Annotated in this window: 23 protein-coding genes and 1 pseudogene; 17 read left to right on the top strand and 7 right to left on the bottom strand. The window is 66.0% G+C overall.

Translation table 11 applies throughout. The features are described from left to right. Window positions 1–26: 26 nt before the first annotated feature. From ACQP1G_RS13190 to ACQP1G_RS13120, 15 genes are all read left to right on the top strand, one after another. A complete protein-coding gene (locus ACQP1G_RS13190; RefSeq protein ID WP_433202950.1) occupies window positions 27–1,082 on the top strand; it encodes a hydrogenase expression protein HypE in 1,056 nt (351 codons plus the stop codon). Window positions 1,083–1,094: 12 nt separating this feature from the next. Beyond that, window positions 1,095–2,891: a nickel-dependent hydrogenase large subunit gene (locus tag ACQP1G_RS13185; RefSeq protein ID WP_433202947.1), complete on the top strand. Its 1,797-nt coding sequence runs from the start codon at window positions 1,095–1,097 to the stop codon at window positions 2,889–2,891. 29 nt (window positions 2,892–2,920) lie between these two features. Continuing rightward, window positions 2,921–3,832 carry a NifU family protein gene (locus ACQP1G_RS13180; RefSeq protein ID WP_433202944.1) on the top strand — a complete coding sequence of 304 codons (912 nt, stop codon included), beginning with the start codon at window positions 2,921–2,923 and terminating at the stop codon, window positions 3,830–3,832. After that, window positions 3,829–4,458 carry a DUF5947 family protein gene (locus tag ACQP1G_RS13175; protein WP_433202941.1) on the top strand — a complete coding sequence of 210 codons (630 nt, stop codon included), beginning with the start codon at window positions 3,829–3,831 and terminating at the stop codon, window positions 4,456–4,458. The genes ACQP1G_RS13180 and ACQP1G_RS13175 overlap by 4 nt, the downstream gene beginning before the upstream one ends. Then, on the top strand, window positions 4,458–5,102 hold the full coding sequence (locus ACQP1G_RS13170) for a DUF6084 family protein (protein WP_433202938.1): 645 nt from the start codon (window positions 4,458–4,460) through the stop codon (window positions 5,100–5,102). Before ACQP1G_RS13175 ends, ACQP1G_RS13170 begins: the two co-directional genes overlap by 1 nt. After that, window positions 5,099–6,400 (top strand): hypothetical protein, encoded by a 1,302-nt coding sequence (locus ACQP1G_RS13165; protein WP_433202935.1) that lies wholly within the window; start codon window positions 5,099–5,101, stop codon window positions 6,398–6,400. Before ACQP1G_RS13170 ends, ACQP1G_RS13165 begins: the two co-directional genes overlap by 4 nt. Before the next feature lie 13 nt (window positions 6,401–6,413). Further along, window positions 6,414–6,533 (top strand): DUF6893 family small protein, encoded by a 120-nt coding sequence (locus ACQP1G_RS13160; protein ID WP_433202932.1) that lies wholly within the window; start codon window positions 6,414–6,416, stop codon window positions 6,531–6,533. A 1-nt stretch (window position 6,534) separates the two neighbouring features. Beyond that, complete coding sequence (locus tag ACQP1G_RS13155) at window positions 6,535–7,008, top strand: hydrogenase maturation protease (RefSeq protein WP_433202929.1); 474 nt, start codon at window positions 6,535–6,537, stop codon at window positions 7,006–7,008. A 2-nt stretch (window positions 7,009–7,010) separates the two neighbouring features. After that, a complete protein-coding gene (locus ACQP1G_RS13150; protein ID WP_433202926.1) occupies window positions 7,011–7,256 on the top strand; it encodes a HypC/HybG/HupF family hydrogenase formation chaperone in 246 nt (81 codons plus the stop codon). A 67-nt stretch (window positions 7,257–7,323) separates the two neighbouring features. Beyond that, window positions 7,324–9,597 carry a carbamoyltransferase HypF gene (hypF, locus tag ACQP1G_RS13145; protein WP_433202923.1) on the top strand — a complete coding sequence of 758 codons (2,274 nt, stop codon included), beginning with the start codon at window positions 7,324–7,326 and terminating at the stop codon, window positions 9,595–9,597. 16 nt (window positions 9,598–9,613) lie between these two features. After that, window positions 9,614–9,979: a HypC/HybG/HupF family hydrogenase formation chaperone gene (locus ACQP1G_RS13140; RefSeq protein WP_433202920.1), complete on the top strand. Its 366-nt coding sequence runs from the start codon at window positions 9,614–9,616 to the stop codon at window positions 9,977–9,979. Further along, window positions 9,976–11,088 (top strand): hydrogenase formation protein HypD, encoded by a 1,113-nt coding sequence (hypD, locus tag ACQP1G_RS13135; RefSeq protein WP_433202917.1) that lies wholly within the window; start codon window positions 9,976–9,978, stop codon window positions 11,086–11,088. Before ACQP1G_RS13140 ends, hypD begins: the two co-directional genes overlap by 4 nt. Beyond that, window positions 11,081–12,169, top strand: coding sequence for a hydrogenase expression/formation protein HypE (gene hypE, locus ACQP1G_RS13130; RefSeq protein ID WP_433202914.1), 1,089 nt, complete (start codon window positions 11,081–11,083; stop codon window positions 12,167–12,169). The genes hypD and hypE overlap by 8 nt, the downstream gene beginning before the upstream one ends. Before the next feature lie 124 nt (window positions 12,170–12,293). After that, window positions 12,294–13,325, top strand: a complete 1,032-nt coding sequence (locus tag ACQP1G_RS13125) for a HoxN/HupN/NixA family nickel/cobalt transporter (RefSeq protein ID WP_433208450.1) — start codon at window positions 12,294–12,296, stop codon at window positions 13,323–13,325. After that, the gene (locus tag ACQP1G_RS13120) at window positions 13,325–14,065 is read left to right on the top strand and encodes a DUF6390 family protein (RefSeq protein ID WP_433202911.1); all 741 of its coding nucleotides are present in this window, start codon (window positions 13,325–13,327) and stop codon (window positions 14,063–14,065) included. Before ACQP1G_RS13125 ends, ACQP1G_RS13120 begins: the two co-directional genes overlap by 1 nt. A 79-nt stretch (window positions 14,066–14,144) precedes the next feature. Here the strand turns inward: ACQP1G_RS13120 and ACQP1G_RS13115 are convergent, their stop codons facing one another. Together ACQP1G_RS13115 and ACQP1G_RS13110 are read right to left on the bottom strand one after the other, a co-directional pair. After that, a complete protein-coding gene (locus ACQP1G_RS13115; RefSeq protein WP_433208447.1) occupies window positions 14,145–15,074 on the bottom strand; it encodes an NADP-dependent oxidoreductase in 930 nt (309 codons plus the stop codon). A gap of 67 nt (window positions 15,075–15,141) precedes the next feature. Beyond that, window positions 15,142–15,927, bottom strand: coding sequence for an SDR family NAD(P)-dependent oxidoreductase (locus ACQP1G_RS13110; RefSeq protein ID WP_433202908.1), 786 nt, complete (start codon window positions 15,925–15,927; stop codon window positions 15,142–15,144). Between the two features lie 393 nt (window positions 15,928–16,320). Here ACQP1G_RS13110 and ACQP1G_RS13105 point away from each other — a divergent pair, with 393 nt between their 5' ends. Beyond that, window positions 16,321–17,262, top strand: a complete 942-nt coding sequence (locus tag ACQP1G_RS13105; protein ID WP_433202905.1) for a class I adenylate-forming enzyme family protein — start codon at window positions 16,321–16,323, stop codon at window positions 17,260–17,262. A 10-nt stretch (window positions 17,263–17,272) separates the two neighbouring features. Here ACQP1G_RS13105 and ACQP1G_RS13100 read toward each other — a convergent pair whose 3' ends face one another. The 5 genes and pseudogenes from ACQP1G_RS13100 to ACQP1G_RS13080 all read right to left on the bottom strand — a co-directional run bounded on the left by ACQP1G_RS13100 (window position 17,273) and on the right by ACQP1G_RS13080 (window position 24,564). Beyond that, window positions 17,273–19,309, bottom strand: a complete 2,037-nt coding sequence (locus ACQP1G_RS13100) for an ATP-binding protein (protein ID WP_433202902.1) — start codon at window positions 19,307–19,309, stop codon at window positions 17,273–17,275. 159 nt (window positions 19,310–19,468) lie between these two features. Next, window positions 19,469–19,672: pseudogene (locus ACQP1G_RS13095) on the bottom strand (SDR family oxidoreductase); the annotation flags it as partial. Between the two features lie 165 nt (window positions 19,673–19,837). Further along, window positions 19,838–21,259: a phytoene desaturase family protein gene (locus tag ACQP1G_RS13090; protein ID WP_433202899.1), complete on the bottom strand. Its 1,422-nt coding sequence runs from the start codon at window positions 21,257–21,259 to the stop codon at window positions 19,838–19,840. Further along, a complete protein-coding gene (locus ACQP1G_RS13085) occupies window positions 21,256–23,064 on the bottom strand; it encodes a DUF3556 domain-containing protein (RefSeq protein WP_433202896.1) in 1,809 nt (602 codons plus the stop codon). Before ACQP1G_RS13085 ends, ACQP1G_RS13090 begins: the two co-directional genes overlap by 4 nt. 33 nt (window positions 23,065–23,097) lie before the next feature. Continuing rightward, window positions 23,098–24,564, bottom strand: a complete 1,467-nt coding sequence (locus ACQP1G_RS13080) for a class I adenylate-forming enzyme family protein (protein ID WP_433202893.1) — start codon at window positions 24,562–24,564, stop codon at window positions 23,098–23,100. A 227-nt stretch (window positions 24,565–24,791) separates the two neighbouring features. Here ACQP1G_RS13080 and ACQP1G_RS13075 point away from each other — a divergent pair, with 227 nt between their 5' ends. Beyond that, window positions 24,792–26,009, top strand: a complete 1,218-nt coding sequence (locus ACQP1G_RS13075; protein ID WP_433208444.1) for a PucR family transcriptional regulator — start codon at window positions 24,792–24,794, stop codon at window positions 26,007–26,009. Window positions 26,010–26,240 lie beyond the last annotated feature (231 nt).

The raw sequence follows: 26,240 nt of genomic DNA, 5'->3' as shown, positions 1-26,240 counted from the left end.
CCCCCGCTGCGGAAGGTGGCAGTCCAATGCCGACTCAGGAAGCAGTAAAAGCCGAAGACACACTGATCCACGTCCTTTGGATCAACGCGGGACTCAGCTGCGACGGCGATTCGGTGGCACTCACCGCCGCCACCCAGCCGAGTATCGAAGAGATCGCACTCGGAGCACTCCCCGGATTGCCGAAGATTGCTGTGCATTGGCCGCTCATCGATTTCGAATGCGGTCCGACCGGCGGCGCCGACGATTTCCTGGAGTGGTTCTTCAAGGGCGATCGCGGTGAACTCGATCCGTTCGTTCTGGTCGTCGAGGGGTCGATCCCCAACGAGCAGTTGCACGACGAGGGATACTGGTGCGGTTTCGGCAACAATCCTGCGACCGGTCAGCCGATGACGACGAGCGAATGGCTCGATCGGCTGGCGCCCAAAGCCATCGCGGTGATCGCCGCCGGCACCTGCGCGACATACGGCGGCATCCACGCCATGGCGGGTAATCCCACCGGCGCCATGGGTGTCCCCGACTATCTCGGCTGGGATTGGAAGAGCAAAGCGGGCATTCCGATCGTTTGCGTACCCGGCTGCCCGATCCAGCCCGACAATCTGTCCGAGACCCTGACCTACCTGCTCTATATGGCCACCGGCCAGGCGCCGATGATCCCGCTCGATGAAGCGCTGCGCCCCAAGTGGTTGTTCGGCGCCACCGTGCACGAAGGCTGCGACCGGGCCGGCTACTACGAACAGGGTGACTTCGCCGAAGAGTACGGATCACCGAAATGCATTGTGAAACTGGGCTGTTGGGGTCCGGTCGTCAAATGCAATGTGCCGAAACGCGGTTGGGTCAATGGCGTCGGCGGGTGTCCGAACGTGGGAGGCATCTGCATCGGCTGCACGATGCCGGGATTCCCGGACAAGTTCATGCCGTTCATGGACGAGCCACCGGGCGGCAAGTTGTCCTCGACCGCATCCGGGCTGTACGGGTCGATGATCCGCAGTCTTCGTCACATCACCGGCCGCACCGTCGACAAGGAACCGCGCTGGCGGCACAAGGGCCAGAAACTCGAATCCGGCGCTACACGTACGTGGTAGGGAGATATTTCGATGACAGCCATCATTCCCGATCCGTCGCATCGCAAGATCGAACCCGACGCCATGGTGGAAATGGCATGGGACCCGATCACCCGTATCGTCGGCAGTTTGGGCATCTACACCAAAATCGACTTCGCAAATCGTGAAGTGGTCGAGTGCCACAGCACATCGTCGATCTTCCGCGGCTATTCGATCTTCATGAAGGGTAAGGACCCGCGCGACGCGCACTTCATCACCAGCCGCATCTGCGGCATCTGCGGTGACAACCATGCGACCTGTTCGTGTTACTGCCAGAACATGGCCTACGGCGTCAAGCCGCCGCCGCTGGGCGAATGGATCGTCAATCTCGGCGAGGCCGCGGAGTACATGTTCGACCACAATATTTTCCAGGAGAACCTGGTCGGGGTGGACTTCTGCGAGAAGATGGTCGCCGAGACCAATCCGGGCGTACTCGCGCTCGCCGAGCGCACCGAGGCGCCGCATGCCGGCGACCACGGCTACCGCACCGTCGCCGACATCATGCGGGCGCTCAATCCCTTCACCGGCGAGTTCTATCGGGAGGCATTGCAGGTCAGCCGGTACACGCGCGAGATGTTCTCGCTCATGGAGGGCAGGCATGTGCACCCGTCGACGCTGTATCCCGGTGGGGTCGGCACGGTCGCGACAATCCAGCTGATGACCGACTACATGTCGCGGCTGATGCGTTATGTGGAGTTCATGAAGAAGGTCGTGCCGATGCACGACGACCTGTTCGACTTCTTCTACGAGGCGCTGCCCGGCTACGACCAAGTGGGTTTGCGCCGCACACTGCTCGGCTGCTGGGGATCGTTCCAGGATCCCGCAGTGTGCAACTTCGACTACAAGGATATGGAGCAGTGGGGTCGGCGCATGTTCGTCAGCCCCGGCGTCGTCGTGGACGGGAAGCTGATCACCACCTCGCTGGTCGATATCAATCTCGGCCTCCGGATCCTGTTGGGCAGTTCGTATTACGAGGACTGGACCGATCAGGAAACGTTCGTCACGGCCGATCCGCTCGGCAATCCGATCGACCGGCGCCATCCGTGGAATCAGCACACCAACCCCAAACCACAGAAGCGCGACCTGGAGGACAAGTACAGCTGGGTGATGTCCCCACGCTGGTTCGATGGCAAGGACCATCTCGCGCTCGACACCGGCGGCGGCCCCCTGGCTCGCCTGTGGACGACGGCGCTGGCCGGGCTGGTGGACATCGGTTACGTCAAATCCACCGGATCCAGCGTGCAGATCAACCTGCCCAAGACCGCGTTGAAGGGCCCGGTCACCTTGGAATGGAAGATCCCCGCCCACGGCAGCAACACGCTCGAACGCAACCGGGCGCGGACCTATTTCCAGGCCTACGCGGCAGCGTGCGCGATTCACTTCGCCGAGCAGGCGCTCGGGGAGATCCGGGCGGGCAACACCAAGACGTGGGAACACTTCGAGGTGCCCGACGAGGGCATCGGCTGTGGTTTCACCGAGGCGGTGCGCGGCGTGCTGTCGCACCACATGGTCATCCGGGACGGCAAGATCGCCAACTACCACCCGTATCCGCCGACGCCGTGGAACGCCAGTCCGCGTGACTCCTTCGGAACGCCGGGGCCCTACGAGGACGCGGTACAGGGGCAGCCGATCTTCGAGGAGAACGACCGGGAGAACTTCAAGGGAATCGACATCATGCGTACGGTGCGCAGCTTCGATCCGTGCCTGCCCTGCGGGGTGCACATGTATCTGGGCAACGGCGTAACGCTGGACAAAGTGCATTCACCTACACAGGCGCTCACCGCGGAATGACAGGTCGGGCCGAGGACGGGAGGCACAGCGTGGATGGTCGCCCGCAGCAGCGAGCCAGACCGACCGACGACAACCAGTGGCGGGGCGCGGGTGATCGCATCGACACCCTGCTGGATGCGTGTTCGGCAGGCGGCCCGGTAGCGCGCGAGCGCGCCGAGCGCCTCGTACGTGAGGTTGTCGACCTCTATGGCGCGGCACTCGGTCACGTCATGGCCGTGCTCGAAGACCAGACCGTCGAGGAGCTGACCCGCGACGATCTCGTCGCGAGCCTGCTGTTGGTGCACGGCCTGCACCCGCACGACGTGCGAACCAGGGTGGCGGCCGCGCTCGACAGCGTGCGCCCCTACCTCGGCTCGCACGGTGGTGACGTGACGCTCATCGATGTCGCCGACGGTGTCGTGCAGCTCGAGCTTTCCGGTAGCTGTCGCACGTGCCCTTCGTCATCGGTGACGCTGGAGCTGGCGGTCGAGGACGCGGTGCGTGCGGCCGCGCCGGAAATCGAGTCGATCGAGGTGGTCGCTGCGGCAGCGGAGCAGTCGGGGGTGATACCGGCCGAGGCACTGTTCGCGCGGGTGCACACCGGCGATCCGCCCGCGGGCAGCTGGATCTCGGTCCCGGAGCTCGCGGACTTGGCGGCGGGTGAGGTCGGCGGGTTCACGGTGGGTGGGGTTCCGGTGCTGGCCTGCAGGGTCGGCGCGGACCTGTTCGTCTATCGCGACCGCTGCGCGGCCTGCGGGCGATCGATGGCCGGGGCCGCGCTGCACCGCAAGATGGGTGCCCCGCCGGGCTCGGCGGTACTGCGCTGTCCCGGATGTCTGGCCCATTTCGACGTGGTGCACGCCGGAGCGCGCCTGGACGGCGACGGACATCTCGAGCCGTTCCCCGTGCTGGTGCGGTCCGGTGAGATCTCGGTGGCCGTGCCCGCGGAGGTCCGCGGATGAACCAGGGCTTGGGCGCACTGCGTCGTATCGCGACCGACCCGACCCCGCCAGCGGCGGCCGGGGAGCGGTGCGAAATGTGCGCCGAACCGATCGGTGCACAGCACCGGCATGTGGTGGATGTCGAAGGCAGGCAACTGATGTGCGTATGCACAGGCTGCTATCTGCTGTTCACCGACCAACATGCCGAGCTGCGCTTCCGGGCGGTGCCCGACCACTACGTCTCGTTCCCCGATTGTGTGATCGGCCAGGGTGAATGGGACGCCCTCGACATCCCGGTCGGGCTGGCGTTCTTCTTCGTCAATTCGTCGCTCGAGCGCACTGTCGCGTTCTATCCGGGACCGGCCGGGGCCACCGAATCCGAACTGCCGCTGCAGGATTGGCGGGCAATCCTGGACCGCCATCCCGAACTCGACCGGCTCGCACCGGACGTCGAGGCGCTGCTCATCCGGATGCCGGAACGCGGCGGTCCCGGCGCGGTACTGCTGCTGCCGATCGATGCCTGTTACGAGTTCGTCGGACGGATGCGGATGCTGTGGCGCGGATTCGACGGCGGTAAGGAAGCCCGGGACTTCATCGCGGACTTCTTCACCACGATGTCGGCTCGGGCCCGGCCGGAGGTGGCGTGATGAGTCCGGCCTATGCGATGACCTTCGCGGTGCTCGAGGTGCGGCCGGAACCGTACGCAGTCGCCCCGAATCTGTCGGCGCGCATCGGCATCGCCGCGCTGGCCGAGGAGCCGGTGCACGCGATCGCCCTGCGCGCTCAGGTGCGGATCGAACCGTTCCGGCGCGGCTACTCGGATGCCGAAGGGGCGGGGTTGGTCGACCTTTTCGGCCCGCGCGAACGCTGGCACGAAACACAGAAGTCGTTCAGCTGGATGCACTGTGCCACCATGGTGCCCGGCTTCTCCGGCGGTGCCGAGGTGGAACTGCCGATGCCGTGTACCTACGATTTCGAGGTCACCGGCTCGAAATACCTGCATGCCCTGCGCGAAGGCACCGTGCCCCTGATCTTCCTGTTCAGCGGCACCGTATTCATCAGAGGAGAAACGGGTTTCGCGGTTCAGCAGGTGCCCTGGGACCGCGAGGACAAATTCGATATGCCGGTCGGCGTATGGCGCGATCTCATGCACTCCCACTATCCGAACTCCGGCTGGGTGCGGTTGCGTCGGGAGAATGTCGAAGCGCTGGCCGCCTACAAGTCTTCGCACGGGTTGCTCGGATTCGACGACGCCGTCGCCAAACTCCTCACCGAGGAGCCCACGCCGTGAACGCCGCCATGACCCGTGCCCGCGCCGTCGCCGATGCCGTCCTGTACGAGGGGTATCTGCTGTACCCGTATCGGTCGGACGCGCGAAAGAACCAGTCCCGCTGGCAGTTCGGTGTGCTCGGCCCGCGCGGCGCGGCCGCCGCCGGATTCGGTGAGGACGACTCGCTCGCTGCCGAATGCCTCGTCCGCGCCTCCCCGGCCGCGCGGATCACGCTCATCGCGCGATTCCTGCAGTTGCAGCGCCGAACGATCGAACTGGACGGGACCGCGCGCGCCGAACTGATCGTCGACGGTCGCCGATGGGTCAGCTGGGACGAGGCCGCCGAATGCGAAATCCCCTGCGGTCCATCGCCGTTGGCGGCAACGACGATGCCGATCGAAGTACCGGGCTGGCAGGCGGTCGAACCGATTCCGGGATCGACGGCGGGCACGGTGGTGCGCACCCGATTACCGATCGAGGGCACACTCGAGCTGACGGTCGCCCCCGAGGGCGAATATCGGCGCATCGGGATCCGGCTGCGCAACAGCGCCAGCGCGGCCACGAACTCGGGCGACGCCACCGCCCGCTCCATGCTGGGCGCCCACGTGATCGCCGAACTCGACGGCGGTGAGTTCGTCTCGCTCCTGGACCCCGAACCCGGCGCCGAGACGGCGGTCGAGCACTGCACCCAGCACCGCTGTTTCCCGGTTTTGGCCGGGCCGCCCGGCCACAAGGGCATCGTCCTGGTGTCGCCGATCATCCTCTACGACCATCCCGAGATCGCCGAGCAGAGCGCGGGCCAGCTGTTCGACTCCACCGAGATCGACGAAATCCTCACCCTGCGTGTGATGACGATGACCGACGACGAGAAGGAACGAGCCCGCGCCACCGACCCGAGAGCGGCCGAGATCATCGACCGCTGCGATCGCATGACGCCCGGCGCCATGCACGATCTGCACGGACTGTGGCGCGAGCCCGCGCCGCGCCTGGTCCCCGAGGTGCCCGAGGGCATGAGCTGGTGGGATCCGGCCGCCGACGGCGCGGTGCGCCCGGCGTCCGACGCGGTCCCGATCGCCGGGGTGCTGGTGCGCAAGGGCAGCCGGGTTCGGCTGCGCCCGACGCGGCGCGCCGACGCGCACGACCTGTTCTACGAGGGCCGGTCGGCGCGAGTCACCTCGGTACACGCCGACGTCGACGGTGAAACGCACGTCGGCGTGGTCATCGACGACGATCCCGCGGCAGATCTGCACGAGTGGTACGGCCGCTACCTGTATTTCGCCCCCGATGAGCTCGAACCAATTGTCAACGGAGACAAGTGAAAGGAATACGGTCATGGAAGCAGTCGGTGTGGTCGCTACCGCAGTGGTGGCAGTTGTCGTCGTGGTCGGCGCGTATGTCGGTATACGGTCGATCCCCGACCTCCGGCGTTATCTGAAGATTCGCCACATGTGAGATGAGCGCCCGCGTGCTCGTTGCCGGAATCGGCAATATCTTCCTCGGCGACGATGGATTCGGCCCCGAGGTGGTGCGTCGGCTACCCACGGTGTCGGAGGAGGACCAGCGGATCGTCGACTACGGCATCCGCGGGTTGCACTTGGCCTACGACCTGCTCGACGAGTGGGATGCCGTGGTGCTGGTGGACGCCCTGCCGAATACCGGTGAACCCGGCCGCGTGCAGATCCTGCGCGCCGAACCCGAGTCGGATGCGACCGCGGCCATGGACGCACACGCGATGAACCCGGAGGCCGTCTTCGCCGCGGTGCGCGCGCTCGGGGGTGTCGTGCCGCCGACCGTCGTCGTCGGTTGTCAGGTCGATTCGGTGGCCGAGGGGATCGGTCTCAGCGCTGCCGTCGCCGCGGCCGTCGAACCCGCAGCGGCCGAGGTCACGCGCATCGCGGCGCAATTGCGCGCTGGACAGGAGGTGTGATCATGTGCCTTGGCATCCCGGGGCGGGTCGTGGAGATCCCGGACGGCTACCACGGGCAGATCGCCGTGGTCGAGGTATCCGGCGAGAAGCGCAAGGTCAATATCGGTCTGCTCGACGAGGATCACCCCGCCGTGCCGGGTGATTGGGTGATCATCCATATGGGATTCGTCGTCGAGAAGACCGACGCCGATGGCGCTGCGCAGGCGATGGCCGGGCTGCGCCTGCTCGGCAGCGGAGAACAGCCGTGAGCGAGCGTCAGCGAGTGAACCAGGGACATTCGCGCACGGCGGAACCGAGCGCAAGCGAGGCGGCGTCGTGAGCGCTGACCGTGTTCGTCGCCGCCTGCTCGTGCGCGGCGTGGTGCAAGGCGTCGGATTCCGGCCGTTCGTCTACACCACGGCCGTCGAGCTCGCGCTCACCGGCAGCGTCGCCAACGACACCGACGGCGTCGTCATCGAGATCGAGGGCGCCGAGGCATCGGTGCGGGAGTTCATCCGCCGGGTGCACGACTCCCCGCCGCCGCTGGCCGCCGTCGCCTCGGTCGAGCAGACCGCGGTCGATATTCGCGGCGGTACCGGATTCCGGATCGGGGATACCGCACGCGGCGGCACCGGACGCACCCTGGTCTCCCCCGACGTGGCGATCTGTACGGACTGCGCGCGCGAACTGCGCGACCCCGCCGACCGCCGCTACCGCCACCCCTTCGTCAACTGCACCAACTGCGGCCCGCGATTCACCATCATCGCCGGACTGCCCTACGACCGCGAGCGCACGTCCATGGCCGATTTCGCCATGTGCGAGCGCTGCGCCCGCGAATACGCGGACCCGGCCGATCGGAGGTTCCACGCCCAGCCCATCGCCTGCCCGGACTGCGGGCCCACCCTGTCCTACATCGGGCCCGGTGATCCGGCGCGCCCGCTCGCCGCGGCGCGCGAATTGCTGTGCGCCGGAGGCATTCTCGCGGTCAAGGGCATCGGCGGCTACCACCTTGCCTGCGATGCCGACAATGACACCGCCGTGGCCGAATTGCGCCGCCGCAAGCGGCGCGGCAACAAGCCGTTCGCCGTCATGGTCGCCGATCTGGACACCGCGGCGCGGATCGTGAGCACCGATCCCACCGGCGCGGCCCTGCTGAGCAGTCCGCAGCGGCCGATCGTCCTGCTGCCGCGCGGTGAACGGCCCATCGCCGACGCGGTCGCCCCCGGCAACCCCGACCTCGGAGTCATGCTCGCCTACACCCCATTGCATCTGCTGCTATTCGGCCTGCCCGGCGACCCACCGGGCCCCGACGTGCTGGTGATGACCTCCGGCAACCTCGGCGGCGAGCCGATCTGTTACGACGACGCCGACGCCTGCACGCGCCTGGCCGGACTCGCCGACGCCTGGCTCGGCCACAACCGGCGAATTCTCGTCCCGTGCGACGACTCGGTGGTACGTGTCGTGGACGGCGCCGAACTGCCGATGCGCCGCTCTCGCGGCTACGCGCCGCTGCCGCTGGCGCTGCCCATCCCGGTTCCCCCGACCCTGGCGGTCGGCGCCGACCTGAAGAACACCTGCGCCGTCGCCGACGGACATTACGCCTGGCTCAGTCAGCACATCGGAGACATGGACGATCTGGCCACCTTGCAGGCGTTCGACACGGCGCGATCCCACCTGGAGGAACTCACCTGTGTGCACCCGACCCAACTCGCCGCCGATGCGCACCCCGGCTACCGTTCGACCGCCTGGGCCCATGCGCACGCGGCCGACCGACCGGTGCACACCGTGCAACACCATCACGCGCATCTGGCCGCGGTGCTGGGCGAGCACGGGATCGATGCGAACGAGACGGTTCTCGGCATCGCCTTCGACGGCACCGGGTACGGCCCCGACGGCGCGATCTGGGGCGGCGAGGTCCTCGTCGCCGGCTACAAGGGCTACCGGCGCATGGCGCACCTGTCCTATGTGCCCTTGGCGGGCGGCGACCTCAGCGTTCGCAAGCCCTACCGGATGGCACTGTCGCATCTGCGTGCCGCGGGCATCGACTGGTCCCCCGGCATCGCCTCGTTCGACGCCTGCCCGGGCGCCGAGCGGGCCGTGCTCGAGCACCAATTCGACACCGGCCTCGGCTGCGCGCCGACCTCGAGCATGGGCAGGCTGTTCGACGCGGTCGCCTCCCTGGCCGGGGTGCGGCACGTCGTCGACTATGAGGCGCAGGCCGCGATCGAACTCGAAGGTCTGGCCCGCGGGGCCGGTGATGCGGCGGGCCGGTACCGATTCGCTTGGCACGACGGCGATCCCGCCCGGATCGATCCCGCCCCGGTAATCGCCGAGGTCGTCCTCGACGCCGGACGCGGCGTACCGCCCGCGGTCATCGGCGCCCGATTCCACGCGGCCGTCGCCGACCTCGTGCTCGATACGGCACGACGTTTTGCCGCGCCGCAGTCGGTGATCGCGCTGTCGGGCGGTGTGTTCCAGAACGCGCTGTTGTTGTCGAGTTGCACCCGTTTGCTGCGGCGCAATGGATTCCGCGTCATCAGTCATCGCAGACTGCCACCGAACGACGGCGGGATCGCGTTCGGTCAGCTCCTGGTAGTCGGCGCGGTGTGAGCGAAGGAGACAAGCAATGTGTCTTGCGGTTCCCGGAAAAGTACTCAGCGTCCATGAACGCGACGGCACGCTGATGTCGGAGGTCGACTTCGGCGGCGTGCACAAAGATGTGTGCCTGCAATACATCCCGGACGTGGCGATCGGCGATTACGTCGTGGTGCACGTCGGATTCGCGATCCAACGCCTGGATGAAGATTCCGCATTGCGGACACTGGCCGAGTTCGAACATCTCGGCGTACTGAAGGAGGAGTTCGGCGACGGTTTCGCGATCGCGGCGAAGCAGGCCGGTGTCGACAACCCCGATGCCCCTCAGCCCGGGGCGAGCAATTCCGACGCTTCCGCGGCGGGAGCGACCGTCGACGACCAGGAGGCAAAGTCATGAAGTACCTGGACGAATTCAGCAATCCCGAGCTGGCACGGCACCTGCTCGACCGCATCCGCGCCACCACCACGAAGCGGTGGTCGATCATGGAAGTGTGTGGCGGACAGACACATTCGATCATCCGCCACGGCATCGACCAACTGCTGCCCGATCAGATCGAGATGATCCACGGGCCCGGTTGCCCCGTATGCGTCACCCCGCTGGAGGTGATCGACAAGGCCCTGGAGATCGCCGCACGGCCGGGGGTGATCTTCTGCTCCTTCGGCGACATGCTGCGGGTACCTGGCAGTCACAAGGATCTGTTCCGGGTCAAGAGCGAAGGTGGCGACGTCCGGGTGGTCTATTCGCCACTGGACGCGCTGGAACTGGCCAAGAACAACCCGGATCGGCAGGTGGTGTTCTTCGGAATCGGATTCGAGACCACCGCGCCCGCCAACGCGATGACGGTGTACCAGGCCCAACGGCTCGGCATCGAGAATTTCTCGCTGCTGGTCTCCCACGTGCTCGTCCCACCGGCCATCGCGGCGATCATGGAGTCGCCCAGTTGCCGGGTCCAGGGATTCCTTGCCGCCGGGCACGTCTGCACGGTGATGGGCACCGGCGAATATCCGCCGCTGGCCGAGAAATACAAGGTTCCGATGGTGGTCACCGGATTCGAACCGCTGGACATCCTCGAAGGCATCCGGCGCACCGTGCTCCAGCTCGAGCAAGGACGTCACGAGGTCGAGAACGCCTATCCCCGCGCGGTAGCCGCTGCCGGAAATCCGGCGGCCAAGGCGATGCTCGAGGACGTCTTCGAGGTCACCGACCGGGCGTGGCGCGGCATCGGTGTGATCCCCCTCAGCGGCTGGCGGCTGTCGCCGCGCTACCGCGACTACGACGCCGAACAGCGTTTCTCCGTCGGCGATCTGCACACCGCCGAGTCTTCGGTGTGTCGCTCCGGTGAAGTGCTGCAAGGCTTGATCAAACCGCACGAGTGCGCCGCGTTCGGCAAGGAGTGCACCCCGCGAAACCCGTTGGGAGCCACCATGGTCTCCTCCGAAGGTGCCTGTGCCGCGTACTACCTGTACCGGCGCCTCGATCTTCCTGCGGAGGCCGCCCATGCCTGAGACCAACGGCAGTGGGGCAGCCGCATCGCCCCCAGTCGACATCGATGGTTGGGTCTGCCCCCTGCCGCTACGCGACGCGCCCAATATCGTGATGGGACACGGCGGCGGCGGCGCGATGTCGGGTGAGCTGATCGAGCACCTCTTTCTGCCCGCGTTCGGCGCGGCCGCCGACACCGAACTCGGCGATTCGGCGGTGCTCCCCCTCGGCGATATGCGGCTGGCGTTCTCCACCGACTCGTTCGTGGTCAAGCCGCTGGTGTTCCCCGGCGGCTCGATCGGTGACCTCGCGGTGAACGGCACCGTGAACGATCTGGCGATGTCGGGCGCCCGGCCGATGGCGCTCTCGACCGCGTTCATCCTCGAAGAGGGCACCGCGCTGGCCGAGATCGCCCACATCGCCGAGGCTCTCGGCACCGCCGCGCTCGCGGCCGGAGTCCGGCTGGTCACCGGCGACACCAAGGTCGTCGACGCTGGGCACGGCGATGGGATCTTCATCAACACCGCGGGCATCGGGCTGGTCCCAGCGGGCGTCGACATCCGGCCCCAGCGGGCGAAGCCCGGCGATATGGTGCTGGTCAGCGGCGAGATCGGACTGCACGGTATCGCGGTACTGAGCTGCCGGGAAGGCCTCGAATTCGGCACGACCCTGTGCAGTGATACCGCGCCACTGCACGGATTGGTCGCGGCCATGCTCGCCACCGGAGCGGATGTGCACGTGCTGCGTGATCCCACACGCGGCGGAGTGGCCGCCACCCTCAACGAGATCGCCCGAGCCGCGCATGTCGGCGTCGAACTCGACGAACGAGCTATCCCGGTGCCCGCAGGGGTCCGCGATGCCTGCGGGTTACTCGGCCTCGACCCACTGTACGTCGCCAACGAGGGCAAACTCGTCGCGTTCGTACCCCCCGATGACGCCGACCGGGTACTCGACGCGATACGCGCGCATCCGCTCGGCGCTCACGCGGAAATCGTCGGTCATTGCGTGGCCGAACATCCCGGGATGGTGGTGGCCCGCACCGCCCTCGGCGGTACCCGCGTCGTCGATCTGCCCGCAGGAGAACAGCTACCGCGAATCTGTTGAACACGGCGGTGGCTCCGCCGACGAGTGGGAAAGACGAGACACCGTGGGGATAGCGACAGTCACCACGAGGGTGCGAAATGCCTGGGCCGGATTCGACGGTGGGCAACGGCGCAGCATCCTCGGCATGGCAGCGACGATCGTGATACTGCACATCCTGGGATGGGGGACGCTGCTGTTGCTGGTTGTGCCCGCTCAGTACGTGATGGACGGCGCGCTATTCGGCGTCGGGCTCGGCATCACCGCTTACACGCTGGGCATGAGACACGCCTTCGACGCCGACCATATCGCAGCGATCGATAACACCACCCGAAAACTCATGGCGGACAAGCAGAAACCGCTCTCGGTCGGCTTCTGGTTCTCCCTGGGGCATTCCACGATAGTCTTCGTCCTCGTCGGACTGCTGGCATTCGGGGTCGAAGCGCTCGCTAGGAACCTGGAAAACGCGGACTCGCCGTTGCAGCAGTGGACGGGGGTATTCGGCACATCGGTCTCGGGCACCTTCCTCATCCTGATCGGTTTGCTCAACCTGATCGCACTCATCGGAATCTGGCAGGTCTTGCGCGGCATGCGGCGCGGCGGCTACAGCGAGGAGCAGCTCGAGTGCGCTCTGGACTCCCGCGGTGCGCTCAACCGCATCTTGGCGCCGGTCATGCACGCGGTGCGCAAGCCGAGGCAGATGTATCCGGTTGGGCTATTGTTCGGCCTCGGATTCGACACTGTCACCGAGGTGGGGCTGCTGGTCATCGCAGGCGGCGCGGCCGCAACGGGACTGCCCTGGTACGCGATTCTCGTTCTGCCCGTTCTGTTCTCGGCGGGCATGTCGCTGTTCGATGCGCTGGACGGTTCGTTCATGAACTACGCCTATGGTTGGGCGTTCGCCCGACCGATCCGCAAGATCTACTACAACCTGGTGGTCACCGGGCTCTCGGTCGCGGTGGCGCTGCTGATCGGTGTCCAGGAGCTCATCTCCATCCTCACCGAGAAACTCGACATCACCAGTGGAGCGTTGGCCTGGATCGGCGGCCTCGATCTCGGCATGATGGGCTTCATCATCGTGGGCGTCTTCGTGCTCACCTGGGTCGCCGCGCTCGCGGTCTGGCATTACGGGGATATCGAAAGCCGCTGGCGCGCACCACTATCCGAGGAACCGATGTGATGGACGGTGTGGAGATGTTCGCGCGTTACGCGTACGCGCCCAACCACCTCGGCTACTGCGGGCCCGAGCACACCACGGCCCTGCGTGAACGCGATGGCGAACGAGTGCGGGCCCTGGCACGCGGCTTCTCCGGTGCATGGCCCTACCTGCGAGCCATGTCGCGCCTGACCGGCGTTGCCGACCCACTCGACGAGCGATTGGTGGCATCGTATTGGCTGGGTGGGGGAATCGGCGCCGACCTCGACGGGCCCGAATTCCTCGCCGAGTTGCTACGACTCATCGCCCCTGTCGCGGGTGTGTACTGGTCCCATCTGGGGCCCGCCCTCGCCCCGGAGGCGGCCGCGAACCACAGCTTCCACGTCTTCGGCGTCTACCCCTGGACCAGGGTGCTGGTCGCCACCGGCGGCGACCAGCCCTTGGAAATCCTCGACAACTGCCGCATCACCGCCGCGACCGTACTGGATCGCCACCGCGACGACCTCACCGTCGGGACCACTCGGTTGCGCTGGAACGGCGCACGCCTATCACTGTCGGAGACGATACGGCGAACCATCCCGGTGTGGACGGACGGCTATGCCGCGCTCGCGGACGCGGCGCCGGGGGACGACATCGCGCTGCACTGGGGACAGCCGTGCGGGCGGTTGACGGCCCAGCAAGTCGACGACCTCACCAACAGCACGGAACAGCAACTGCGCGTGACGAATCGACGTTTGGCGGCACCCGCACACAGTATCGAGTGAATATCGCTGCGCTCATGGGTGTTTCCCCGGTGCTCGCACACCGGATGACAACCATGTCGGGACGCCGGAGGTGCTGAGCTCAGTCGGAGACGACGATGACGGTCTTGCCTGCGCGTCGGTTGGGTTGCCGACCGCTTTCGAAGGCTTCTCGGCCTTTGGCGAGCGGAAAGGTCGCTGCGATTTCGACATGCAGTTGACCCCGATCGACAAGTGCGGCCAGCTCGTCGAGCTGGTCACGGCTGGGCGTCACAATGAAAAACATTGCCGTGATGCCGTATTCGTCGGCTTTCCCTATGGGTGGCGGCGCCGACAATGTAATCAGCCGCCCGCCGGGGCGGAGCACCGAATACGAGCGGTCCAATGTCTGTCCACCGACGGTATCGATAACGACGTCATAGGCAGGTCCATCATCGAACGCCTCATTTCGCACATCGATCACACGTTGGGCACCACAGTCACGAACCAGGTCGCTGGTATCGCTGCGGACGGTGGTGGTGACATTGGCACCGAGGATGCTGGCGAGTTGGATCGCGAGTGTGCCGACTCCGCCAGCCCCGCCATGTACCAGCACATCTTCCCCGGGCCGCACTCCGGCATGGTCCACGAGGGCTTGTAGCGCGGTGAGACCGGCGAGCGGTAGGGCGGCCGAAACGGTATGCGGCACCGTCGAGGGCCTTACTGCCAGATCGGCAGCGGGCACCGTGACATAGTCGGCGGCGGCGCCGTCGCGATCGAATCCGATAAGCCCATACACTTCATCGCCGCGCTCGAAGTCGCTGACACCGGATCCGATATCAGCAATGACACCGGACACTTCATGCGACGGGATAATCGGAGTCCGGCCGACGCCGTCACGGGTCCAAGTCTCGTCCCACGTCAGCTCCGCAAAAGTGATCGCGGCGGCACGCACCGCCACGAGCACCTCTGCGTCGGTCGGCACCGGAACAGGTGCGGGCTCGACGATCAGGACCTCAGGGCCGCCGCGGTGATGTGCACGCAGCGCTGTCATCTCGGTCGTCATCGGGTTCCAATCGGTCAGAAGTGGCAACGGCACGGTCTCACACAAATGCTCGGCCCTAAATGGTGGTGACGAAGCCGCCGTCGATCCGCAGGTCGGATCCGGTGATGTTGGCGGATCGGTCGCTGGCCAGGAACACGACCAGGTCGGCAACCTGCTCCGGCGTGGTGAACCTGCCCATCGAGGTGGCGCCGGCGGTCGCGGACCTGACCTCTTCGGGGGTCCGGCCGCTGGCATCGGCGATCGCGTCGGCTACTCCGCCTTCGTCCAACCACAGCCCGGTCGTCACCGGTCCGGGGCTGATGGAGTTGACGCGAATGTTCTTCGGTCCCAATTCCTTTGACAATGCCTTGCCGAAGTTCGTGATGGCGGCCTTGGTGGCACAGTAGTCGTAGATCCCGGGGTCGGGATAGTACGCGTTGACCGATCCGATGATGACGATCGATCCGCCGCCGCGGCGGTACATCTGTGGCAGCGCGGCCCGGGTCGGGCGCACCGTCCCCATCACATTGAGATCCCAGGATGCCTGCCACTGGTCGTCGGTAACGTGCGCGAATCCGCCCGGTTGCACCGTGACCGCGCCGACGTTGTTCACCAGCACATCGATGCCGCCGCGGTCCGCCGCGGCCGCAATCAGGTCATCGGCGCCGCCGGGCTGCGACAAATCGGCGGATACGAAGGTCACTTTCCCTGCCGCCGCCAACGCCTCGAGCTCGGCACCGCGGCTGCGTGATCCGGCCACGACGTGGGCATCGGCGTCCACCAGCGCCCGGGTGATCGCGAGCCCGATACCTTTGCTGGCGCCGGTCACGACGGCGGTCTTGCCCGACAGATGCAGATCCATGCTGTTGCTCCCGTCACGAGCGCGGTGTGTGACCCCGAACACGCTACGCCCAGCTCAACTCCGCCGGATCCACTCCGCGACCTCGGAGTGTCGGAGCCATAAGCGCTGGTCCACCTACTCTTCGTCGTATACGACCACCTAGCCGATTCCGTCGATTACACCGGCAGAATCAGCATCGTTCGGGCGGTGCGGCCGTTCGGCCGAGCACTGCGATGCCGTGCCCGCATCAGGGCGCTGGTTACATTCCGGTTACAACGGCGGCGCGGTGCGAGGTCGGAATTGTCCTCTGGTGACAATGCCCGCGGCGAATTTCGTTCATGCACGACGGTGTCGAGCGGCGACGCGATTTCTACCGTTGTCGTCATTCCCTGCACCCACTCCTTAGGACCGCTCATGAATCTTTCGACTCTCCCCGACCGTCGAGCCGCCGCCGCACCGGACGCAGCCGCCGTCGCCGACGACAGCACCGACCTGAGCAACGCCGGATTCCTCGACGCTGTGCGGCGCGCCGCGGCTACCCTGCGCGCCGCGGGAGTCTCGAACGGCGACGTGGTTGCGATCATGTTGCCCAACAGTGCCGCGTTCGTCGTATCCATGTTCGCCGCCTGGCGGGTGGGCGCCACGGTCACCCCGATCGACCCGTCGCTGACCGCCGAAGAAGCCGACTGCCAGCTGACCGACACCGGAGCCGAGGTCCTGATCACCGCGCAACGGCCCACCTCCGACGCTCCGGTCCGGGCCGTCATCCCCGCCGACGATCTCACCACCGCGGACCCCGATGTCGCCGAACCCGCACGCCTCGGCAACGACGCGCTGGCGCTGCTCATCTGTACCAACGGCACCACGGGCAAACCCAACAGCGTGATGGTCGACCACGCCAACCTCAACGCCATGTGCGCAATGGTGATCGAGGCATTCGAACTCACTGGAGTCGACCACAGCCTGCTGAACCTGCCGCTGTACCACGTCAACAGCATCGTGGTCGGCACCTTGTCGCCGCTGCTCGCCGGTGGCCGCGCCACCGTGGCCTTCAGCCCGAAGACGTTCTTCGACCGGATCGAGCGCAGCCGGGCCACATATATCTCCGCAGTCCCGACCATGTACGCACTGCTATCGGATCTGCCCGCCCAAATCCGGCCGAACACCTCATCGGTACGATTCGCCATCTGCGGCGCGGCCCCGGCCGACGTCGACCTGCTGACCAAATTCGAACGCCGCTACGGAGTACCGATCATCGACGGCTACGTCTCCGAAGTTCCCGTGCGCGCACGCTCGTACTGGTCACCGACACCCGCAAGATGGACACCGTCGGAATACGCTTGCCGGGCCAGCTGATTCGGACCGATCAACCGACGCTTGCTCCAGCATCATCGGATTCGGGCTGTTCGCCCAGACGCATGGTGTAGACCCGGTCCAGGAAGTCGCGGTGGGCACGCAGGGTGGAATCGAGCAGTTCGCGCCAGGTCCTCCGGTCGATACGGTGATCGCTGACCAGCGACGACAGCGACGCGGGACGCAGCTTGTCGATGTGATCGACGATGAAGGTGAGCCTGCGGCGCGGGAATTGCTCACCGATGCGTTGGTTTTCGTTGAGGAAGGCGTCCAATGAGTACAGGTAGTTGATCGCGCGGTTGTACTCCTCATCGGTGAGGTGATAGTCCATCCGCTTGATTTCCACGATCCACAATTCGCCTGCATCATGGAGCAACACGAAATCGGGTTCACGCTTCTCGCTGCCGATCGCGGTGGTCACCAGGACGGTGCCGAATTTCTGCCGATACCAACGCTCGAAACTCGCGCGCACCCGCTTCAGCGATTCATTCATGCCCAGCGGCGTCCACTCCGGCGCGAGCAGCCATGGAGCCCGCTCGATCAATTCCTGGAAGGGGCGCTCGAGCGAACGGCGGTCATCGATCAGGCTCTGCAACCGGTTGACGACGGCGACCCGCTCCGAGGCGATCTGACCGAGCGAATACACCTCGGCCACCCGCGCCGTTTCGAACAGGGCCACAACGACATCGAGCCGATTGTCACCATCCTCGGCGACTTCCTTCAGGGTTTCCAGCAGGCTGCGCTGCGGCCCGAGCGAAAGTGCAAGGCGGACAATGCTGTCGACATGGGCGGGATCGTCCAATGCGGCACGGTCCTTGTTGTTCACCAGGATTCGCGCGGCATCCATCACCGACTTGCGAAACAGTCGGTCCCGCGGTGCGATTTCCTGCAGGGTGGCCTGGATACCGGACCGCTCGACGAATTCCTCCCACACACGACGCTTGACCGAACTCTCACCGAGCCGGCCCAGATCGCGCACGAGATTGCGCCCCCAAGCCGCAAGCGCCTCACCGCGTTCGGAATTCCACATGATGTCCTGCCGATCGGACCGAACCAGATCCTCCTCATCGTCGAGCCAGTCCGCGTGCACCGCGCCGACCAGATAGGAGCGCAATTTGAATTCGCCGGTGAAACCTGCCGCGATGCCGAAATCCCTGGTCTGGGCGACCAACTTGCCACGCGCGTAGATCCGCACACCAGCCATCGCCTCGTCGCGATAGGGCTGTTTGGAATAGGCCGCCCATCCGGTCACCGGATGGAAGCGATCACCCACCCACACCGGCCGCTTCGCGACGTCGATCCTGGTCTCCTCCATCACATCGACGGGCAGATCGCGCAGCACGAACTGCTGTGGCGCACCACGATCGGCGATGCTGTTGCGTACCTCCACCTGCCAGTCGCTGCGCTCCAGGCCGAAACGGGCGGCCAATTGCCGGCTCAGCTCGGGCCCGGAACCCACTCGCTTGCGTAGGAAGTCACGCAGGATGACCGTAGTGCCGCGCTCGGTACTGAACGTGCCGTCCCGCGGCCCAGGATGCGGATGGTAGTCGCGCTCGGTATCCGAAAGCATCTGGTCCAGGTTCATGACGATATTCGCCACCGGCCAACCCTGTGCCGTGCGCTCGGCGTCTGCACCACCGACCGACACCACCTCGATGGTCCGGCAGATCCCGAATGCGGCGAGCTTGCCGATCCCCTTGCGGCCCATGACCGGTCGTTCCAGACTGCGCGACAGATCCGAACCGATCCGCACCCGACGATCCGAACCGACCATCAGATAGTGGGCGTTGATCTCCTCGGCGGTCATCCCATGTCCGTTGTCCCGCACCATAATTCGGTACGGTTCATGTTCGGCCGCATGGATCGTGCCCGCCAGCGTCACCCCCCACGGCAGCGTGACCTCGACCTTGGTCGCGTCGGCATCGTAGGAATTGGCGATGAGTTCGGCGAGCACGGCCGAAACCCGGTCGTACAACCGGATCCCGAGCTTATCGATCGTCAGTCGACTGATCCGCATCGTGTACTTGTGCCACTGGTCGTCGTTGTCCATTGCCGAGCCCCCGATCGCCCTCGATGCGGTAACTACGCGTCCGCTGGACACTATCCTCGTCCGCTTGGTTGTCGAAGGCCTGAACGTACGACCACCAGTTCATAACAGACGGTACGGTATTGGCGCGCGTCGGTGGCTGCCCGATAACGGAACTCGTCGCTACATGTCCATACCGCCGTTGACGCTCCACACCTGGCCGGTGATGTAAGAGCAGGCGTCGGCGGCGACAAAATGGACCACTCGGGCGATCTCCGCTGGACGACCCGCCCGGCCGACCGGGATCTGAGCGGTCGGTCTGGCCATGACCTTGTCGGGGATGGCCGCGGTCATCTCGGTGCTGATCAACCCTGGCGTCACCGTATCGACGGTGACGCCGACGCTGTCGTCGGAGCGTTTGCCGGATTTCGCGAGTTGGTAGGCGGCTTCCTCGGCGAGGGGCTAGGTCAGTCCGAACACTCCGGACTTCGACGCGGCGTAGTTGGCCTGACCGTCGAAAGTTGTTGAACGTGTGGCTATTCAGGTGAAGGACTAGGTGGTGCGCCGGAGGTGGGCGAGCGCCGCATCGGCGGCATTGGCGCCGCACATGCCGTGCGCGCCGGGACCCGGTGGCGTCGCGGCCGAGCAGATGTACATCCCGGGCACTCCAAGGCTGTACGGCGACAAGGTGATTCGCGGACCGAACACCAGCTGGCGGATATCCTTCGAGCCGGTCATGATGTCGCCGCCGACATAGTTGGGGTTGTACGCGGCCATCTGCGTGGTGTCGCGGACCGTTCGGCCGATGATCCGATCCCGGAAACCGGGTGCGAATCGTTCGATCTGCGCGATGATCGCCGCGGTGGCGTCACCGGTGTAGCCGTTGGGCACATGCGCATAGGTCCACAGCGGATGCACATTGCCGACCGAGCGCTGCGGATCGGCCAGATACTGCTGACCGACCAGCACGAACGGCCGCTGCGGCATCCGCCCGGCGTGGATCTGCCGCTCCGTGGCGGCGAGTTCGCCGAAGCTGCCCGCGAGATGTACCGTACCGGCCCGGCGCGCGTCGGGGTTGGTCCATGGCACCCCGCCCTCGATCGCGAAGTCCACCTTGAACGCACCCGGTCCCTGCCGAAAACGCCGGTAGGCGCGGGCAATTCGGGACGGCAGGCGGTCACCGAGAATACCGGCCACCGCATCCGGGGCCAGATCGAATATGGTCACATCGCTGGTGGGCAACTGTGTGGCCGCCTCGATCCGGGTATCGGTCTCGATCTTGCCGCCGAGATCGGTCAGCAGCGCGGCCAGCGCATCGGTGATGGACTGGGATCCGCCCGCCGCCACCGGCCAGCCGTGCCGATGCCCGGCGGTGAGGATGCCGAGCCCGATAGCCGAGGTCAGCGGGTAGTGCAGTGGCCGAAATGCATGTGCCGCAACACCTCCGAACAATGCCCTGGCCTCGTCGGTGCGGAACAGCCGCGCCAGCGTCGAACCCGGTAGCACGGTCGGCAGGCCGAACCTGGCCAGTGTCAGCGGATGATGCGGGAGCCGCAGCAGCGGGCGCATGATGTCTTCCGATAGTGCGTCGAACCGCGCGGACGGCGTGCCGAACAACAGCCGCCACCGCTCGCCGTCGCGGCCCAGCCCCGCCGCGGTTCGCCCCACCGACCGGTAGAGCGTCGCGCCCCGGCCGCCGTCCAGCGGGTGTACACAGTCGATTTCCGGTGTGCGCCAAGACAATCCGTAGCGTTCCAGGTCGAGACCGTGCAGGAAGGCCGAACCGACGACCATCGGGTGGGTGGCCGAGCACTGGTCGTGCAGCAGGCCGGGCAGCAATGCCTCGCTGGTGCGGGCGCCGCCGCCGATCTCGCTCGCGGCCTCCAGCACGGTGACCGTGAGGCCCGCCTTGGCGAGGGCAACGGCGGCGGCGAGTCCATTGGGCCCGCCGCCTACGACGGTCGCGGTGGTCATGCCAGCGCTCCGTGTCCGTGTTCCTGCTCTTCGCGGGCGGGTGGGGTGGACGACGCCAGTGACCAGATGACCTCCAGCGGGATCGGCCCGTTGGGCAGCCACGGCTGCTCCTCGACCGCCTCCGCGACCTTCCAGGTGCCCCGCTCGATAACACCGAGCGCGGCGTCGATCACCTTGTAGTGCTGCACCTTGCTCCCCCAAGCTTGCGACTCCACCCAGACGACCACCAGTTCGCCGGGTTCGAAGCCGGCCTCCTGCTGCACCGCCCTGATCATATCCTCGTCGTGCAGGTGTCCGTCACCGAAGTTGAAGCCGATCAGCGAGTTGCAGACGAATTCGGCCTCGCGCACCGTCCGGCTGTCGATATCGGGCAGGTTCTTCAGCAGCACCGAGAACAGGCCGCGGCCCTGGCTGTGCATGGTGCGCCAGGCAATGGTCTGCTGCATGGTGATCTCGGCCCACTGCGGTTCGTAACCGAATTCGACGAACTGGTCGATCTGATTCTTCGCGGTGCGGGTCACCCTGTTCAGTTTGCTCTCCGCGCCGGGTGCGAAGGCCCAGACCGCCGAGGCCCAGTTGCCCGCGTACTGGCGCATCGAGGGCAGGAAAGAGACCTTATCCGGCCGGAAGTTGCCCAGGATCGGGAAGAACAGCAATCCCGCGATGAGCGCGACGGCCAGCCACGGCGAGGAGATATCGGTGAGTCCGTAGCCGTCCCAGTTCGGGAAGCCGAGGAACAGGAAGACGGTCGCATAGGCGAACAGCACATTCCATTCGAGCGGCACTGCGAGCGGGAAAGTGGAGACGATGAACAGGTGGAAGATCACCATCACCGTCGCCGCGGCCACGGTCAGCCAGATATTGGTGGAGAAGAACAGCACCAGCGGGGCGATCACTTCGACCGTGGTGCCGCCGACGTGCGCCATCAGATCCGCGATCCGGGAGGGGCGCAGGTCTCGCGGGAAGTCACGGTAGTGCGCCCGCTTGAGCCATTTGAATGGCACCGACGGGCTGTTGCTCACCATCGGCGGCACCACCTGCGAGAAGTGCTTGCCGAGTTTGGAGACACCCGCGCCGACCCACACGACCAGGATCAACAGTTTCAGCGCGATGATCATGTCGACGAACGGCAGCACCGCAAAGAAGAACAGTGCCGGTAAATACTGCTCGCCACGCGCGCCGAGGAAGATCGTCTTGTCGCGCAGGCCGTTGATGATCAACAGCACGATCGGTGCGATCAGCAGCGCCGGACGCACCAGTCCGGAGGTGTTCTCCGGCACTGCCGCCGACAGCGAATCACTGTGCGCGCCAGGGGCGAGCAATGCAATGGCCAGGCTGACCAACAGCGCCACGTACAGCGCGATATCGAACCAGGTGCGCCGGTCGCCCGCGGTGCCGGGGACCCACTTCCACGGCCGTAGCCGGATGGTGCCCGGCCGGGCCCAGAACAGGATGCCGCCGGTCATGGGCTTTACTTTGCCCGCAAGCGGCCCCCATGAACCGGCGATGCCGATGGTCTCCAGCAGCACGGTCCACAACACGAACTTCTGATAGACGATCGGCTGGTCCCACCATTGCGAGACATGCCAGAACGCCGGGAGATCGGAGGTCACTGTGGCGACGACGATGCCGCCGAGCGCGTAGAGGACGATCAATTTGAGAATGTAGATGGTGTGCACCATCCGTGGTGACCCGAAGCCGTGCTCGACCCAGTTGGCCGCGAGGATGCGCATGCGCTCCATCAACGGTTTCCGCAGAAAGGTGTCGGGATCTACCTGTGGCAGATCCGGTTTCGTGAATCCCATTGTCCTGCTCCTATTTCCGACCGATGGTGGATATCAATGATTTTCGACGGCGAGTCGCCGCAGCTTCGGCTTGTCGAGCTTGCCGACATCGTTCTTGGGAAGGTGCTCGAGAATCGTGATAGCCACGGGCAGTTTGTATTTCGACAGTGCGCCGCGAACGTGCTCCTGGATTGTGTCCGTCGCCAATTCGGTGCCCGAGTTCAGCGAGACATAGAGCACCGGCTCCTCGCCGTAGACCTCGTGCGCGCGACCGACGACCGCGGCCTCGGAGATCTCCGGCAGTTGGTAGACCACGGTTTCGATCTCTTTGGGATAGATGTTCTCGCCGCCGCGGATGATCATGTCCTTGGCGCGGTCGACCAGGACCAGGTAGCCGTCCTCGTCCAAGCGGCCGATATCTCCGGTGTGCAACCAGCCGTCGACCAGGGTCTTCGCGGTCTCCGCTGGACGATTCAAGTAGCCGCGCATGACATTCGGGCCGCAGATCAGCACCTCGCCGATCTCGCCGTCGGGCACCGGATTGCCATCCATATCCGCGATCCGAATCGTCTGGCCGGGCAGCGGCAGTCCGACGGTACCGACCTTGCGCTTGCCGACGAGCGGGTTGACGGTGCTCGCACAGGCCCCCTCGGACAAGCCGTATCCCTCGATAATCGGTATGCCGTAACGGTTTTCGAACTTCGCCAGCAGTTCCATACTGGCCGGGGCCGCACCGCAGACGGCAAAGCGCACCGAGGAGGTGTCGGGACGGACCTCGGCGGGCAGATCGCTCAGCATCGTGTAGATCGTTGGCACGGCAGAGAAATACGTCGCACGACTGCGTTCGATCCGGTCGAAAAAGGTGCGCGGGCTGAACTTGCCCGCCACAGTGGTGCGGCCGCCGACGAGCAGCGGCGAGAGCGTGCTCGCCACGATGCCGTTGACGTGGAACAGCGGCAGGATGAGCAGGCTGTGGTCGGCCGCGGTGAGGGTGAAGGTCTCGACCACCATGCGGCACATGGCATTCAGGTTGGCGTGATCGAGCATCACGCCCTTCGGCCGACCGGTGGTGCCACTGGTGTAGATGAGCAGCGCCAGTGCGTCGTCGCCGAGCGCGGCCGGAACGAGGGTGATGTCGGGGTCGACCGCGGTGAGCTCGGCAGCCGGGATGACGGCCCGGACCGGAATGTCGAAGGCGGGCCGCTCGGTCGCGATCAGCACCTTGGCGCCCGAATCCGCCATCTGATAGGCGGCCTCGGCCGCCGTTAGCGCCGGATTGAGCGGGGTGGCCGCCGCGCCGAGACGCCAGGTGGCGAACAGCGAGACGACCAGGGCCGCGGTATTCGGCAGCATGATCGCGACCACGTCGCCCGCCGAAACGCCCGCGGCACGCAGTGCCGTGGCGGCGCGCCGGACTGCGTCGAGGAACCCGGCGTTGCTGAGGTCGATGGCGTCGTCGGCGAGGGCGGGTGCATCCGGATCGGCGGCGGCGCGACGGTCCGGCAATGTCGAGAGGTTCATGAGCGGTCCTGGTGAATGGGTATGCGGAATGGTGATAACGGTAGAAATCGGACGGCCCCGTGACACCGTCGTGCGTCGACGAAGTTCGCCGCCGGTGTTGTCCCCGGAGAACAACCCGGCAATTTCCCGCGCGGCAACCGTCGAGTAACTACCGTTGGGGGGTGACGACTTTTCGTCGCGACGGCGATGTCGATGTGAACCGCTATGTCGCGGAGATCGCCGCCCGCATGAACGAGCGGGTGACGGATATCAGCGCGATCCTCCGGCGCGGGCTCGAAGACGATATCCCCGAATTACGCGGCGACGCGCGCACCGTCGAACTGCTCGGCGCCAGCGTAGAAGGCAATGTCGACACCGTCCTGCACGCGCTGCAGCACGATATTCCAGTTGCTCGGATCATCGCTCCCACGGCGGCCATCGAATACGCCAGACGCCTTGCCCAGCACGGAGTTCCGGTCAATGCCCTGGTGCGCGCCTATCGGGTCGGCCAGCAGCGGATCACCGAGCTGTTCTTCACCGAATTACGGGCGGCAGGTATCGCGCCAGCGGATCGGATCACCGTGCTGGAGGCGATCACCACGACGTTGTTCGAGTACATCGACTGGATCACCCAGCAGGTCGTCACGGTGTACGAGACCGAGCGCGAGCAGTGGCTGGAGAGCCGCAACAGCGCCCGCGCGCTACGCGTACGCGAGGTGCTGGCCGGGAAGAAGCCGGTCGATATCGATGCCGCGACCGAAGCCATCCGCTACCCGCTCCGTTGGCATCACTTGGCGCTGATCCTCTGGTATCCCGACACCAGCGCGAGCGGTGACGAGCTGACCCGGTTGCAACGTTTCATCCGGGAGCTGGCCGAGGCGGTCGGCACTGCGGCCGCGCCGCTGTTCGGGGCAGCCGACCGGACGAGCGCATGGGCCTGGCTGCCGTATCGGTCCGAGCAGTCCGATGCGGTGGCCACGGTCCGTGATTTCGCGAGCAAGCGGCCGGACGCACCGCGGCTGGCGATCGGCATCATGGGCCAGGGGGTATCCGGCTTCCGCCGGTCCCATCGATATGCGCTGCGCGCACGCGCCGTCGCGCTCGCACGCGGGGGCGTCGAACCGAGGATCATCGCGGCGAGCGATCCGGGGCTGGCCGCCGCGGCGCTATTCGGTGTCCGCGCGGAGGTCGGCGAATGGGTGGGCGAGGTGCTCGGCGAATTGGCCGCCGACAACGAGAACGATGCCCGGCTGCGCGAGACGCTGCGGGTGTTCCTGCGCACCGGATCCAGCTACAAGGCAGCTGCCGCGGAGCTCGATCTACATTTCAACTCGGTGAAGTACCGGGTCGGGCGAGCGGTTTCGCGGCGCGGGCGGCCGATCATCGACGACCGGTTGGACGTCGAGTTGGCGCTGCTGATCTGCTACTGGTACGGCGCTGCGGCGCTGCGGCCGAATACGGACTGACCGCGGCGACAAACCCGCGCGCGGACTTCGTTGCTTCGGGACAATGGCGGGCCCGCCGATCGGATCTACCGTTCTCACATCACCAGACGATGCGGCGCATCAGCAACGGAGCAGGCGCTACACCGACGATCCGATGCCGACGGACAGCGGCATCGAAGGCCCGACCGCGCGTCGACGATGCCCACACCTCGGCACATCGGCCCGTTATCGAGGCCAGCCGACCCTCTTTCA

Origin of the sequence: Nocardia sp. CA-107356 (genome assembly GCF_050946365.1) — a bacterium.
In the GTDB taxonomy this organism is placed as follows: domain Bacteria; phylum Actinomycetota; class Actinomycetes; order Mycobacteriales; family Mycobacteriaceae; genus Nocardia.
The sequence above is the reverse complement of the archived record's forward strand: the minus strand, read 5'-3'. Positions and strand labels throughout refer to the sequence as shown.

Excerpts from the sequence above, each read along its gene's own strand:
- ACQP1G_RS13190 (WP_433202950.1), top strand. The coding sequence starts at position 27 with ATGCCGACTCAGGAAGCAGTAAAAGCCGAAGACACACTGATCCACGTC.
- ACQP1G_RS13185 (WP_433202947.1), top strand. The coding sequence starts at position 1,095 with ATGACAGCCATCATTCCCGATCCGTCGCATCGCAAGATCGAACCCGAC.
- ACQP1G_RS13175 (WP_433202941.1), top strand. The coding sequence starts at position 3,829 with ATGAACCAGGGCTTGGGCGCACTGCGTCGTATCGCGACCGACCCGACC.
- ACQP1G_RS13170 (WP_433202938.1), top strand. The coding sequence starts at position 4,458 with ATGAGTCCGGCCTATGCGATGACCTTCGCGGTGCTCGAGGTGCGGCCG.
- ACQP1G_RS13160 (WP_433202932.1), top strand. The coding sequence starts at position 6,414 with ATGGAAGCAGTCGGTGTGGTCGCTACCGCAGTGGTGGCAGTTGTCGTC.
- ACQP1G_RS13155 (WP_433202929.1), top strand. The coding sequence starts at position 6,535 with ATGAGCGCCCGCGTGCTCGTTGCCGGAATCGGCAATATCTTCCTCGGC.
- ACQP1G_RS13150 (WP_433202926.1), top strand. The coding sequence starts at position 7,011 with ATGTGCCTTGGCATCCCGGGGCGGGTCGTGGAGATCCCGGACGGCTAC.
- ACQP1G_RS13140 (WP_433202920.1), top strand. The coding sequence starts at position 9,614 with ATGTGTCTTGCGGTTCCCGGAAAAGTACTCAGCGTCCATGAACGCGAC.
- hypD (WP_433202917.1), top strand. The coding sequence starts at position 9,976 with ATGAAGTACCTGGACGAATTCAGCAATCCCGAGCTGGCACGGCACCTG.
- hypE (WP_433202914.1), top strand. The coding sequence starts at position 11,081 with ATGCCTGAGACCAACGGCAGTGGGGCAGCCGCATCGCCCCCAGTCGAC.
- ACQP1G_RS13125 (WP_433208450.1), top strand. The coding sequence starts at position 12,294 with ATGGCAGCGACGATCGTGATACTGCACATCCTGGGATGGGGGACGCTG.
- ACQP1G_RS13120 (WP_433202911.1), top strand. The coding sequence starts at position 13,325 with ATGGACGGTGTGGAGATGTTCGCGCGTTACGCGTACGCGCCCAACCAC.
- ACQP1G_RS13115 (WP_433208447.1), bottom strand. The coding sequence starts at position 15,074 with ATGACAGCGCTGCGTGCACATCACCGCGGCGGCCCTGAGGTCCTGATC.
- ACQP1G_RS13110 (WP_433202908.1), bottom strand. The coding sequence starts at position 15,927 with ATGGATCTGCATCTGTCGGGCAAGACCGCCGTCGTGACCGGCGCCAGC.
- ACQP1G_RS13105 (WP_433202905.1), top strand. The coding sequence starts at position 16,321 with ATGAATCTTTCGACTCTCCCCGACCGTCGAGCCGCCGCCGCACCGGAC.
- ACQP1G_RS13100 (WP_433202902.1), bottom strand. The coding sequence starts at position 19,309 with ATGGACAACGACGACCAGTGGCACAAGTACACGATGCGGATCAGTCGA.
- ACQP1G_RS13090 (WP_433202899.1), bottom strand. The coding sequence starts at position 21,259 with ATGACCACCGCGACCGTCGTAGGCGGCGGGCCCAATGGACTCGCCGCC.
- ACQP1G_RS13085 (WP_433202896.1), bottom strand. The coding sequence starts at position 23,064 with ATGGGATTCACGAAACCGGATCTGCCACAGGTAGATCCCGACACCTTT.
- ACQP1G_RS13080 (WP_433202893.1), bottom strand. The coding sequence starts at position 24,564 with ATGAACCTCTCGACATTGCCGGACCGTCGCGCCGCCGCCGATCCGGAT.
- ACQP1G_RS13075 (WP_433208444.1), top strand. The coding sequence starts at position 24,792 with ATGAACGAGCGGGTGACGGATATCAGCGCGATCCTCCGGCGCGGGCTC.